General features: G+C 67.7%; 10 protein-coding genes and 1 pseudogene. 6 read left to right on the top strand and 5 right to left on the bottom strand.

Translation table 11 applies throughout. The annotated features are described in order from the left end of the window. The first annotated feature begins 53 nt into the window (after positions 1–53). Positions 54–539, top strand: a complete 486-nt coding sequence (locus SB786_RS19420; protein WP_410728863.1) for a cysteine hydrolase family protein — start codon at positions 54–56, stop codon at positions 537–539. A 68-nt stretch (positions 540–607) separates the two neighbouring features. Here SB786_RS19420 and garD read toward each other — a convergent pair whose 3' ends face one another. Then, positions 608–2,161 carry a galactarate dehydratase gene (gene garD, locus SB786_RS19415; RefSeq protein ID WP_410728862.1) on the bottom strand — a complete coding sequence of 518 codons (1,554 nt, stop codon included), beginning with the start codon at positions 2,159–2,161 and terminating at the stop codon, positions 608–610. A gap of 227 nt (positions 2,162–2,388) precedes the next feature. Here garD and kdgD point away from each other — a divergent pair, with 227 nt between their 5' ends. Next, positions 2,389–3,303 carry a 5-dehydro-4-deoxyglucarate dehydratase gene (gene kdgD / locus SB786_RS19410; RefSeq protein ID WP_410728861.1) on the top strand — a complete coding sequence of 305 codons (915 nt, stop codon included), beginning with the start codon at positions 2,389–2,391 and terminating at the stop codon, positions 3,301–3,303. Between the two features lie 136 nt (positions 3,304–3,439). Here the strand turns inward: kdgD and SB786_RS19405 are convergent, their stop codons facing one another. Continuing rightward, positions 3,440–3,991 carry a hypothetical protein gene (locus tag SB786_RS19405; RefSeq protein WP_410728860.1) on the bottom strand — a complete coding sequence of 184 codons (552 nt, stop codon included), beginning with the start codon at positions 3,989–3,991 and terminating at the stop codon, positions 3,440–3,442. Positions 3,992–4,179: 188 nt separating this feature from the next. Between SB786_RS19405 and SB786_RS19400 the strand changes: the two genes are divergently transcribed. Together SB786_RS19400 and SB786_RS19395 are read left to right on the top strand one after the other, a co-directional pair. Next, a complete protein-coding gene (locus SB786_RS19400) occupies positions 4,180–4,377 on the top strand; it encodes a type II toxin-antitoxin system VapB family antitoxin (protein ID WP_006752328.1) in 198 nt (65 codons plus the stop codon). Next, a pseudogene (locus SB786_RS19395) lies at positions 4,374–4,746 on the top strand (type II toxin-antitoxin system VapC family toxin). The gene SB786_RS19400 and the pseudogene SB786_RS19395 overlap by 4 nt, the downstream one beginning before the upstream one ends. A gap of 146 nt (positions 4,747–4,892) precedes the next feature. Here the strand turns inward: SB786_RS19395 and SB786_RS19390 are convergent. Beyond that, a complete protein-coding gene (locus SB786_RS19390; RefSeq protein ID WP_410728859.1) occupies positions 4,893–6,470 on the bottom strand; it encodes an aldehyde dehydrogenase (NADP(+)) in 1,578 nt (525 codons plus the stop codon). A 249-nt stretch (positions 6,471–6,719) separates the two neighbouring features. Between SB786_RS19390 and SB786_RS19385 the strand changes: the two genes are divergently transcribed. Then, positions 6,720–8,114 (top strand): MFS transporter, encoded by a 1,395-nt coding sequence (locus SB786_RS19385; RefSeq protein ID WP_410728858.1) that lies wholly within the window; start codon positions 6,720–6,722, stop codon positions 8,112–8,114. A 63-nt stretch (positions 8,115–8,177) separates the two neighbouring features. On the opposite strand, the gene SB786_RS19380 is transcribed toward SB786_RS19385, so the two are convergent. Further along, on the bottom strand, positions 8,178–8,903 hold the full coding sequence (locus SB786_RS19380) for a site-2 protease family protein (protein WP_410728857.1): 726 nt from the start codon (positions 8,901–8,903) through the stop codon (positions 8,178–8,180). Further along, positions 8,900–9,847 (bottom strand): DUF2167 domain-containing protein, encoded by a 948-nt coding sequence (locus SB786_RS19375; protein ID WP_410728856.1) that lies wholly within the window; start codon positions 9,845–9,847, stop codon positions 8,900–8,902. The genes SB786_RS19380 and SB786_RS19375 overlap by 4 nt, the downstream gene beginning before the upstream one ends. Positions 9,848–10,444: 597 nt before the next feature. On the opposite strand from SB786_RS19375, the gene SB786_RS19370 reads away from it, so the two are divergent. Continuing rightward, entirely contained in the window at positions 10,445–12,172 is a 1,728-nt protein-coding gene (locus SB786_RS19370; protein ID WP_410728855.1) for a YadA family autotransporter adhesin, read from the top strand. Positions 12,173–12,219: the final 47 nt, after the last annotated feature.

Raw genomic sequence — 12,219 nt, 5'->3', positions numbered from 1 at the left:
CGCCGACGCACGCGCTAGAATCGGCCTGCCTGGTACTCCGGACGTCATCCGCCATGCAGCAAGCCCTCCTGATCGTCGACATCCAGCCGACGTTCGCGCCGCCCGAATGGCTCGTCACCCGCGTGCGCGCGCTCGTCGGGCGCCTGCCGAGCGTCGCGACGGTCGAGCGTCACGACGAAGCGCGCGTGCCGTTCGAGCGGCAGCTCGGCTGGCGCCCGTCCCGCGACGACGACAGCCTGATCGCCGCCGATCGCGTGTTCGTCAAGCACGGCTACGGGCTGCCCGTCGAAGCCGTCGAGCACTTGCGCGCGCTCGCGCCGGAACGCGTGCTCGTCTGCGGCATCCAGACCGACACGTGCGTGCTCGCGGCCGGCTTCGCGCTGTTCGATGCGGGCCTGCACCCGACGCTGCTCGCGGATCTCACGACCGGATCGTCGCTCGATCGCAGCGGCGAGCTCGGCGTGCGGCTGTGGAAACATCATTTCGGCCGCGTCGAGTACGCGCATGCGTTGTTCGACCTGCCGAACGACGACGCGTAGCGCACCCGTCGCCGCCACGAAAACGGGCGCCCGAAGGCGCCCGCATCGTCAGCCGTCGCAACCGCGCTTCAGGTCACCGGCGCCGGATTGAACAGCGTCAGCGCATTCGCGAGCTTCCATTGCTCGGCCCACGTGCGGCGCTTGCCGCTCGCGACGTCGAGCATCAGCCGGAACAGCTCCCAGCCCACGTCCTCGATCGACGCCGCGCCGGTCGCGATCTGCCCCGCGTCGAGATCCATCAGGTCGTGCCAGCGGCGCGCGAGATCGCTGCGCGTCGCGACCTTGATCACCGGCACCTGCGCGAGGCCGTACGGCGTGCCGCGGCCGGTCGTGAAAATGTGCAGGTTCATCCCCGCCGCGAGCTGCAGCGTGCCGCAGATGAAGTCGCTCGCGGGCGTCGCCGCGTACAGCAGCCCCTTTTGCCGGGCACGATCGCCGGGACGCACGACGCCGGCGATCGGCGCGCTGCCCGACTTCACGATCGAGCCCATCGCCTTCTCGACGATGTTCGACAGGCCGCCCTTCTTGTTGCCGGGTGTCGTGTTCGCGCTGCGGTCGACGCGGCCGCGCTGCAGGTAGCGGTCGTACCAGTCCATCTCGCGGATGATCTCGCGGGCGACGTCCTCGTTCGCGGCGCGCGACGTGAGTTGCGCGACGCCGTCGCGCACTTCGGTCACTTCCGAGAACATGATCGTCGCGCCGGCACGCACCAGCAGGTCGGCCGCGAAACCGACCGCCGGGTTCGCGGTCAGCCCCGAGAACGCGTCGCTGCCGCCGCACTGCACGCCGACGACGAGATCCGACGCCGGGCAGGTTTCGCGGCGACGGCGGTTCAGCCGTTCCAGGTGCGATTCGGCCATCTTCATGATCGAGTCGATCATCGAGTTGAAGCCGACGTGCGCGGCGTCCTGCAGGCACACGACGCCGCCGTTGCCGGCTGCGCCGTCGGCCGTCACCGGAATCGCGCCGGGCGGCAGCAGCCGCTCGGGCTGCAGCTTCTCGCAGCCGAGGCTCACCGTCATCACCTCGCCGCCGAAGTTGGGGTTCAGGCTGATGTTGCGCAGCGTGCGGATCGGAATGTCGGCGTCGGGCGCGTCGATCGCGACGCCGCAGCCGTACGTGTGCTCGAGCCCGACCACGTCGTCGACGTTCGGGTAGCGCGGCAGCAGTTCTTCCTTGATCCGCTTCACCGCATGCTCGACGACGCCGGACACGCACTGCACGGTCGTCGTGATCGCCAGGATGTTGCGCGTGCCGACCGAGCCGTCGGCATTGCGGAAGCCCTCGAACGTATAGCCGTCGAGCGGCGCCAGTGGCGGCGCGGCACGCGTGGCGAGCGGCAGGTCGTCGAGCCCCGGCGGCTCGGGCATGCGCATCGTGCGCTCGTTGACCCAGCTGCCGCGGCGCAACTCCGTGAGCGCGTAGCCGATCACGACGTTGTAGCGGACGATCGGGTCGCCGGCCGCGAGGTCGGCCAGCGCGACCTTGTGCCCTTGCGGCACGCCTTCGCGCAGCGTCAGGCCGTCGGCGAACGTCGCGCCCTCGGGCAGGCCGCCGTCGTTGACGACGATCGCGACGTTGTCGTCCGGGTGCACGCGGATGTAGAGAGGGGAAGCAGTCATCGGAATTCCTGGAGGCTACCGGTCAAATCGTTAGTCATCATACGACATTCAACACCAACCAGGATGCTGAGTAAACCCTTATCCGGAAAGACCCTAACCCCCGCCCGCCAGCAAACCGCTTGCGTCACCTCTTCCCGCGTTGTACGATGACATACAACGACATCGCCAATACGGCTCGGATGCCGTGCCCGACAAACCCGCACTCGCGCTAGACGGACGACCCAACCATGACTTCACCGCAAGAACTCAAACAGATCATCTCCCACGGCCTGCTGTCGTTTCCGCTGACGGACTTCGACGCAGACGGCAGCTTCCGCGCGACCACCTATGCGGAGCGCCTGGAATGGCTGGCGCCGTACGGCGCGACCGCGCTGTTCGCGGCCGGCGGCACCGGTGAATTCTTCTCGCTCACGCAGCGCGAGTATTCGGACGTGATTCGCGTCGCGACGGAAACCTGCAAGGGCAAGGTGCCGATTCTCGCCGGCGCCGGCGGCGCGACGCGCGTCGCGATCGAATATGCGCAGGAAGCCGAGCGCCTCGGCGCGAGCGGCGTGCTGCTGATGCCGCACTACCTGACCGAAGCCAGCCAGGAAGGCATCGCCGAACACGTCGAGCAGGTGTGCCGCGCGCTGAAGGTCGGCGTCGTGGTGTACAACCGCGCGAATTCGAAGCTGAACGCCGACATGCTCGAGCGCCTCGCCGATCGTTGCCCGAACCTGATCGGCTTCAAGGACGGCGTCGGCGAAATCGAGAGCATGGTGACGATCCGCCGCCGCCTCGGCGACCGCTTCGCGTACCTCGGCGGCCTGCCGACGGCCGAAGTCTACGCAGCCGCGTACAAGGCGCTCGGCGTGCCGGTGTACTCGTCGGCCGTGTTCAACTTCATCCCGAAGACGGCGATGGAATTCTACGAAGCGATCGCGAAGGACGACCACGCAACGGTCGGCCGCCTGATCGACGAGTTCTTCCTGCCGTACCTGCAGATCCGCAACCGTCGCGCGGGCTATGCGGTCAGCATCGTGAAGGCGGGCGCGAAGCTCGTCGGCCACGACGCGGGCCCGGTGCGCGCGCCGCTCGTCGACCTCAACGACGCCGAAGTCGCCGAACTGGACGTGCTGATCAAGAAGATGGGCCCGCAGTAAGCGGGGACGGCCGGCGCGGTGCGCTCAGCGGCACCGCGGCCGGCTTGTCGTCAGTTTTGCGTCGCGGCCGGCTCTTGCCGGCCGCGGTCGTTTGCAGCGGCAGCAATGCGCTGCAGCGCGGCGCGAATGCGTGCCGTCACATCTGCGCGATGACGCCGATGATCCGGTGCCGCACGTTGCCGAGCTTGATCCGGGTTGTCTCGATCTGTTCCTGCGCGCCCGAACGCACGCGTGCGTTCGACTCGCCGCCGAGAATCTGCCCCAGCACGTCGCGGTCGACGACCGCATCGAAGAACCGGCCGACCGTGATCGTCGCCGACTGCTTCGCGGTGAGGAGCGCGCTGTTGGCCTGCATCAGCGCGTCGGTACGCAGGTTCGGGTCGCGTTCGTCGATGCCGCGGCGCTGCTCGAGCGCGAACACCAGCGCTTCCATGTCCTGCCTGAAACGGCGCACGGCGAGGCCGAACATGAGCGAATGCGCATCGGAGCCGGTCACGGGCCGCCCCTGGTTGAGGGTCACGTCGAATTCGCTGCCGCCCAGGTCGCGCTGGAATTCCAGCAGCGCGTTCGCGAGCACGCGCCCTTCGCTGTACTGGCCGATGCGGCTGCGCACGGAATGCGCGACGTCGCCGATCGCCTTCCACAGTCCGGCGGCGAACAGGTGGTCGCCGCGCTTGCTGATGTTCATCGGATGGTTCCTTGTTGGTCTTGTGTCGGTCTCTCAGGCTCGCCAGCGGGCCGGGCGGCCCGAGGCCTCGCTACTGTAGGAGAAATTCGGGCGACGCGGAAGGTGGTGTCCAGCTCGTCAGGGCGACACATCATCGCGAGCATCATTTGATGCGATGATCGATGCATCGACTTACTCGGGAGCCGTTCATGCGCACCACCTTGTCCCTCGACGACGCACTGCTCGCCAAAGCGCAACAATTAACCGGCGTCACCGAGAAGTCGGCGCTGGTGAGAGAAGCGCTGCGCGCTTTGATCGCGCGCGAAAGCGCCCGACGACTGGCCCGCCTCGGCGGCACCGAGCCCGATCTTGAATCCGTTCCACGCCGCCCGTCGGAGCCCGCATGATTCTTGTCGACACTTCAGTGTGGATCGACCATCTGCGGGCCGGTGACGCAACGCTCACCACCTTGCTGGAAGCGGAACGCGTGTTGATTCATCCGTTCATCATCGGCGAGCTTGCGCTCTGCAGCATGCGCGATCGCCAGATCGGTACTAGAGGCGCTGCGCGACCTTCCCGCCGCTACCCCCGCGACCGACGACGAAGTCCAGCGCATGATCGACGTCGTACCGCTTCACGGGCTCGGCATCGGTTACGTCGACGCTCATCTGCTTGCCTCGGTCAGACTGACCGGCGGCAGCAAGCTGTAGACGCGCGACCGGCGCCTGCTGGCCGCAGCCGAGCGCCTGCAACTCGTCGCCCGCCCCGGTCATTGATCGCGCGACCGGCGGCACGAAACCCCGCCATAAATGCCCGCCACAAATGAAAACGGCGGACGCGCCCGTGGGCACCGTCCGCCGCCATCTTTCAACGTGCCGGAACGCGCCCCTCCCGGGACGCGGCCTTCAGTCGTTCAGCACCCTCACTCCGCCTTCCCGTCCCGCAGCCGCGGAATCGCGAGCGGATTGCTTTCCCGCAGCCCTTCGGGCAGCAGATCGTCCGGGAAGTCCTGGTAGCACACGGGCCGCAGGAAACGCTCGATCGCGGTCGCGCCGACCGACGTGACGGCCGGATTCGACGTCGCCGGGAACGGCCCGCCGTGCACCATCGCGTCGCACACCTCGACGCCGGTCGGATAGCCGTTGACGAGCAGACGCCCGGCCTTGCGTTCAAGGATCGGCAGCAGCCGGCGCGCGAGCGGCTTGTCGTCGGCGTCCATCTGCAGCGTGGCCGTCAGTTGGCCCTCCAGCGCGTCGAGCACGTGCGCGACTTCGTCGAGATCGCGGCAGCGCACGATCAGCGATGCCGGCCCGAACACCTCATGGCTGAATGCCGGCTCCGCGAGGAACGCCTGCGCGGCGACTTCGTACAGCGCGCCGCCTGCCTGGCATTCGGTCTGCGCCGTCTCGCCCGCGCCGATTTCACGCACGCCCGGCAGTTCGGCCAGCTTGCCGCGACCGTTGCGATACGCGTCCGCGATGCCGCGCGTGAGCATCACGCCGGCCGGCTTCTTCGCGAGCGCCTGCGCGGCGACCGACTCGAAGCGGTCGAGATCGGGGCCGTCGACCGCCAGCACGAGGCCTGGGTTCGTACAGAACTGGCCGACCCCGAGCGTCAGCGAATCGACGAAGCCGGTCGCGATCGCGTCGCCGCGCGCGGCCAGCGCGGCCGGGAACAGCACGACCGGGTTGATGCTGCTCATTTCCGCATAGACGGGAATCGGCTGCGGACGCGCGTTCGCGAGCTGCACGAGCGCCATGCCGCCCTGCCGCGACCCGGTGAAGCCGACGGCCTGGATCGCCGGATGACTGACGAGCGCCGCGCCGGTCACGCGGCCCGGGCCGATCAGCAGCGAGAACACGCCGGCCGGCATCCCGCATTTCGCCACCGCCGCGCGGATCGCGCGACCGACCAGCTCGGACGTGCCGAGGTGCGCCTCATGGGCCTTCACGATCACCGGGCAGCCGGCCGCCAGTGCCGACGCGGTATCGCCGCCGGCCACGGAGAACGCGAGCGGGAAGTTGCTCGCGCCGAACACGACGACGGGCCCAAGCCCGACCTTCTGCAGCCGCAGATCCGAACGCGGCAGCGGCGTGCGCTCGGGCTGCGCGGGATCGATCGACGCGGCGAGGAAGCGCCCGTCGCGCACGACGCGCGCGAACAAGCGGAGCTGCCCGACGGTGCGGCCGCGCTCGCCCTGCAGCCGTGCGACGGGCAGCCCCGTTTCGGCGTGCGCGCGTTCGATCAGCGCGTCGCCGAGCGCGACGATTTCGTCGGCGATCGTTTCGAGAAACGCCGCGCGGGCTGCAAGCGGCTGTGCGCGGTACGCGTCGAAGGCGTCGCGCGCGAGCTCGCACGCGCGCTCGACGTCGGCCTGCGTCGCGACGCCGAATGCCGGCGCGTCGATCGGCGCGCCCTTCGACGGGTCGAACGCGTGCAAGGTACCGGCCGAGCCGGCCACCGCTTCGGCGCCGATCAGCATCTCTCCAGTCAATTGCATGGGGTGTGCTCCGTGGTTCGGGAATGATTCGCTCATTGTAGCTCAACAGATATGATGTCTGCCGACGGCATTTCGATATTTACATCGAGTATCGGCAGTGGCGCCGCGTGCGTCAAATCCTTATCCACTCAGCTTAAGCACGATTTTCTGACCTCTTTCGCGTCAACCGGCAAAGGGAAAACCCGAGGTTTCTGCGCGACAGCGTTGCTCATAAACTCCCGGTCATGTCATACGACGACGTACATTAACGTGCCCAACAATCAGACCACCTCTCGCGATCTTCCGATCGAATTCGCCGGCAGCGCGCGCCGGACCGCCGTGCGCTACTGGATCCTGGCGATGCTGTTCGTCGTCACGACGCTCAATTACGCGGACCGCGCGACGCTGTCGATCACCGGCACGCCGATCCGCAAGGCCTTCGGCATCGATCCGGTGACGATGGGCTACATCTTCTCGGCGTTCAGCTGGGCGTACGTGCTCGCGCAGTTGCCGAGCGGTTGGCTGCTCGACCGCTTCGGCGCGCGCCGCGTGTATGCGACGAGCATCTTCCTGTGGTCCGCGTTCACGCTGCTGCAAAGCACGATCGGCCTCGGCGGCAGCGCCGCGTTCGCAGTGACCGCGCTGTTCGTGATGCGCTTCGCGGTCGGCATCGCCGAGGCGCCCGCGTTTCCCGCGAACGCGAAGGTCGTCGCGAGCTGGTTCCCGACCGCCGAGCGCGGCACGGCGTCGGCCATCTTCAACGCCGCGCAGTATTTCGCGGCGGTGGTGTTCTCGCCGCTGATGGCGTGGCTCACGCATGCGTACGGCTGGCACCACGTGTACGTGTGGCTGGGCCTCGCCGGTATCGCGCTCGCGTTCCTGTGGCTGCGCGTGATGAAGGACCCGGTCGACCATCCGGCGGTGAACCGCGCGGAACTCGAGCATATCGAGCAGGGCGGCGGCCTTGTGCGCTCGACGGCGCGGCCCAGCGCGGCGCGCGGTAGCGGCATGGCGTCCGAAGGCAGCCGTGTCGCGGGCTGGTACTACGTGCGCCAGCTGCTGTCGAACCGGATGCTGCTCGGCGTCTATCTCGGCCAATACTGCGTGAACGTGCTCACGTACTTCTTCCTCACGTGGTTCCCGATCTACCTCGTGCAGGCGCGCGGGATGTCGCTGCTGAAAGCCGGCTTCATGACGTCGCTGCCGGCGATCTGCGGGTTCCTCGGCGGTGTGCTCGGCGGGATGCTGTCGGACCTGCTGATCCGTCGCGGCGTGTCGCTGACGCTCGCGCGCAAGATCCCGATCGTCAGCGGAATGCTGCTGTCGATGGTCATCATCGGCTGCAACTACGTCGACAGCGAAGTGCTCGTGATCGTGCTGATGGCCGTGTCGTTCTTCGGCAAGGGAATCGGCTCGCTGGGTTGGGCCGTCGTCGCGGATACCGCGCCGAAGGAAGCGATCGGGCTGTCGGGCAGCCTGTTCAACATGTTCGGCAACACGGCCGGCATCGTCGCGCCGATCGCGATCGGCTACCTGGTCGGCGCGAGCGGCTCGTTCAACGGCGCACTCGTGTTCGTCGGGTTGAACGCGCTCGTCACGGTGTTCAGCTATCTGGTGATCGTGAAGGACATCAAGCGGGTCGAGCTGCGTCATCGCGACGCGTGAGCTGCGGCGGGAATGGAAGGAAGGTGACGGCGGCCGCGTGCAACGCTGCCGCCGTTTTTTGCGTCAGGCCGCCGAATGCACGACGCGCAGCATGTCGTGCACGCCGGACGTCATCAGCGCGAGAAACGCGACCAGGCCGATGTAGCAGAGCGCGTAGGTCATCTTCGTCTCGATCGACGTCGCGTAGTACGCGCGGTTCTCCGGCGCGGCGGGATCGTAGCGCCACGCGCGCCTCAACTGCGGCAGCGCGAGGATCGCCATCACGATCAGGAGCGGGCTCGGCCGGTACACGAACAGCGCGATCAGCACGGGCACGCCCGCGAACCAGATGCGCGGCGACAACACCGCGGTGATGCGCCCGCCGTCGAACGGCGACAGCGGAATCATGTTGAACAGGTTCAGGAAGAAGCCCGTGTACGACAGCGCGAGCAGCAGGTTGCTGTCGTAGTGGCGCGCGGCCGCGTAGCAGGCCAGCGCGCCAAGCGTGCCGACGAACGGCCCGGCCAGCCCGACGTACGCCTCGGTTTCGGCATCGTGCGGCATCTCCTTCAACTGGATCCACGCGCCGACGAACGGGATGAACGTCGGCAGCCCGACGTCGAGCCCGCGCCGCTGCGCGGCCAGGTAGTGGCCGGCTTCGTGCACGAACAGCAGCACGACGAAGCCGGCCGCGAAGCGCCAGCCGTAGAACAGCGCGTAGACCGCGATCGACGCGAGCATGGTGCCCGCCGACATGAGCACCTTGCCGAGCTTCAGGCCGCCAAAGATCAGCAGCAGCAGTTTCGTCATTCCTTGCGCTCCGTCTGCGGCGCGCCGGACGCATCGGCGATGACCGGTACCGCGGCTGCCTTCGGCTTGCGGCCGAAGAAGCGCTTCAGCGCCGCCCCGCCCGCCAGCAGCGCAATCGCGCCGATCTTGAAGAACTTCACCGCGAACGCGCCGATCAGCGCGAGCAGGCCGAGCTTCTTCGCGCCGACGCCGACGATCAGCGCCGCGAGACCGTACTCGGCGACGTGGTCGGTCGACTTGTTGAAATCGGCGTAGCGCTTGCCGTCGTTGAAGCGGATGTTCGCGAGCAGGTCGTCGGCCGAGGCCTTGTACGTCGGCAGATCGGCGAGCCTCGACACCATCGTCAGCGACAGGTAGCCGTCGCGGCCGAGCACGAGCGTCCGGTAGTTCACGCCTTCGTTCTCCGCGTTCGCGCCCTTGTGGCGGATGATCGCGGACCACACGAGGCGGTGCGTGGCCGCGTCGTATGCCGGCGCCTTCGCCCAGCCGACCACCTCGTTTTCGGGCAACCCGCGCTCCTTGCGCGCCGGGTTGCCTTTCTCGGTGCCGGCCTGCAGGCTCTTCAGCAATTCGTCGGGTTTCCAGTCCTTCGCGTCGTCGTCGCGGATGTAGCCGCTCGGCTCGAACGACACGACAGAAAGCCAGTCGGCGTCCGCACCCTCGGGCAGCACGAGCCCGACCAGCTTCGATTCGTCGACCGAATTGCCCATCGAGCGCAGGTAGCGGCCGGCTTCGGCAGCCGGCACGAACGATTCGCCCGCCTTCAGCTTCAGCACGGCTTCGTGCTTGACGTCGATATCGGCCGGGCCGCTGACGACGGCCTTGTTGGCGGCCGCGGCGGCGGCCCTCATTTCGACCTGCGCGGCTTCGGTTTGCGCGTGGCCGCTGGTGGCGGCGAACGCGAGCATCGCCACGCAGGCGACGCGGACGGCGAGTTTTTTCATTGTTGGATTCCCCTGGACTGCCTTGTTGTGAATGTGCACGGCGTCCGGCCCGAGCGTTGTGGTCGCGGGTCCGGCGCCGCCTCTCAGTGGCACGGAGGCTATGGTAACGCAGCGTCGCGGCGCGCCAGGGAACGAAATGCGGGGGCGGAAGAGCGTCCCGGGCGGCAGCCGGCGGAATCGGCGGCGCACGCCGGTCGGGAATGCTTACCTGTCGGGTAATGCCCGGCGCGGGTGATCGCTCGCCGTTTCATCCCGCACACCACCCGACGAATGTCTGCCGAAACATAGCGTTCAGCCGCCGCGGCAAACATGTGCGCGACTCAAACCCATCAAAATGCGTCGTCGCGACCCGAGCTTCGGATTCGCGAAGTTTTGACGTAGCCGTGACGGAAGCAAGCAAGTAGCCGCAATCCGTGTCCGGTTCCCATCGCCTCCAGCCCGGCGAATTTTCAATTTCGTTAGTACGCCTTTCATTTTACGGATCGAAAGATCGATGTCTGTCACGAAAGAGACACGAACGAATCGATGCGACCGGGATATCGCGAGCGGGACCATGCAAGCCACAACATGATTTTTACATCGAGCTTAGGAAAACAAATGAACAAGCATCAACGAGGGTTGGGAAATTCCGTACAACGCGCACCGCGCCAGTCGAAGGTCGCGCTTGCGATCACGGTCAGCGCAGCCATGGCGGCATTCGCCGCTTCCGCGCCCGCGCGAGCCGACTACGTGCAGAACGGCACGTCGACCGACACGTCGGCGGGCTGCGTCGGCAACATCGCCATTTCGGGCAGCAGCACGTATCCGGCCGCGGCAACCGGCTGCGACAACGTCGCGATCGGCACGGCGGCCGTCGCGAATTCGGGCTCGTCGACCGGCGCCTATAGCGAGACCGTCGCGATCGGCCGCATGGCTGCCGCGACCGGTACGTTCGCGACGGCCGTCGGCGGAAACGCCGTGGCAACCGGCGACCAGGCGACGGCGATCGGGACGGCTTCGGGCGCAGTCGGCACCCTGGCCACGGCGGTCGGTAACGGCGCGATCGCGAACGGCACCACGGCGTCCGCCTTCGGTCAGGGCGCTTTCGCCGTCGACCAGTCGACAGCGGTCGGGCAAGGCGCGAGCGCCTCCGTGACGTTCTCGACGGCCGTCGGCAAGGGCAGCATTGCAGCGGGCGGTACGGCCCTCGGCTTCCAGGCCAATGCCGGCGCGGGCGATGCGGTCGCGCTCGGTATCGACAGCACGGCATCCGCGACGGGCAGCGTCGCCATTGCCCGTGCGACGGCCTCCGCTGTGAATGCGGTCGCCCTCGGCGAAGGGGCGAACGCCGCCGACGCGAATTCCGTCGCACTGGGCTCGAACGCGACCACGCGCGCCTATACGACCGTCAACAGCGTGGCGCTCAACGGTGTGACCTACAGCGGCTTCGCGGGCACGCCGGTGGGTGTGGTCAGCGTCGGCAGCGCGGGCGCCGAGCGCCAGATCGTCAACGTCGCGGCCGGCGCAATCAGCGCGACCAGCACGGATGCGGTGAACGGCTCGCAGCTCTTCTCGATCGCCAATCAGGTGTCGACGCTGACGTCGGACCTGGCCAATCTCACGACGACCGTCGGCAAGATCTCGTCCAGCGTCCCGAGCGGCACGGTGACGAACCCGACGGACACCGCGATCGGCACGAATACGTCGGTCACCGCGACGAACGGCACCGCGGTCGGCAACGGCTCGAACGTCTCGGGCGACAACGGTACGGCTGTCGGCGTCAATTCCACCGTCACCGCCACGAACGGAACGGCCATCGGCACGAATTCGAAAGTCACGGCGGCAAACGGAACGGCGATCGGCACGGGCTCGAATGTGTCCGGCACGGACTCGACCGCCATCGGCACGAACAGCCGGGCCACCGCGAACAACGCGGTGGCGCTGGGCGCGAATTCGGTTGCCGATCGGGACAACACGGTGTCGATCGGTTCGCCCGGTGCCGAGCGTCAGTTGACCAACGTGGCGGACGGCACCGCGCCGACGGATGGCGTGAACGTGCGCCAGTTGAACGGTGCGATCAACTCCGTGCGCGAGGAAATGTCGAAGTACCGCAAGGACGCGAATGCGGGCACGGCGAGCGCGATCGCCATGGCGAACCTGCCGCAAGCCGTGCTGCCTGGCGAAAAGGTCGTCGCGCTCGGCGGCGGCACGTACGGCGGTCAAAGCGCGATGGCGGTCGGCCTGTCCGTCGCGACGACGAAATGGCTCGTCAAAGGCTCCGTCACGACGGCGGTGTCGGGTCACGGCTCGTTCGGCGCCGGCGCGGGCGTCGGCTACCGCTGGTAATCGGCACGCGGCAGCAACGCGTCAGGACGCTGTTCCTGACGCCGGGC

The organism is Burkholderia sp. SIMBA_062 (assembly GCF_046534765.1).
In the GTDB taxonomy this organism is placed as follows: Bacteria; Pseudomonadota; Gammaproteobacteria; order Burkholderiales; family Burkholderiaceae; genus Burkholderia; species Burkholderia ambifaria.
Note: the sequence above shows the minus strand (reverse complement) of the source record. Positions and strands in the feature narration are given on the sequence as shown.

Excerpts from the sequence above, each read along its gene's own strand:
- SB786_RS19405 (WP_410728860.1), bottom strand. The coding sequence starts at position 3,991 with ATGAACATCAGCAAGCGCGGCGACCACCTGTTCGCCGCCGGACTGTGG.
- SB786_RS19370 (WP_410728855.1), top strand. The coding sequence starts at position 10,445 with ATGAACAAGCATCAACGAGGGTTGGGAAATTCCGTACAACGCGCACCG.
- SB786_RS19380 (WP_410728857.1), bottom strand. The coding sequence starts at position 8,903 with ATGACGAAACTGCTGCTGCTGATCTTTGGCGGCCTGAAGCTCGGCAAG.
- garD (WP_410728862.1), bottom strand. The coding sequence starts at position 2,161 with ATGACTGCTTCCCCTCTCTACATCCGCGTGCACCCGGACGACAACGTC.
- SB786_RS19400 (WP_006752328.1), top strand. The coding sequence starts at position 4,180 with ATGCGCACCACCTTGTCCCTCGACGACGCACTGCTCGCCAAAGCGCAA.
- SB786_RS19390 (WP_410728859.1), bottom strand. The coding sequence starts at position 6,470 with ATGCAATTGACTGGAGAGATGCTGATCGGCGCCGAAGCGGTGGCCGGC.
- kdgD (WP_410728861.1), top strand. The coding sequence starts at position 2,389 with ATGACTTCACCGCAAGAACTCAAACAGATCATCTCCCACGGCCTGCTG.
- SB786_RS19420 (WP_410728863.1), top strand. The coding sequence starts at position 54 with ATGCAGCAAGCCCTCCTGATCGTCGACATCCAGCCGACGTTCGCGCCG.
- SB786_RS19375 (WP_410728856.1), bottom strand. The coding sequence starts at position 9,847 with ATGAAAAAACTCGCCGTCCGCGTCGCCTGCGTGGCGATGCTCGCGTTC.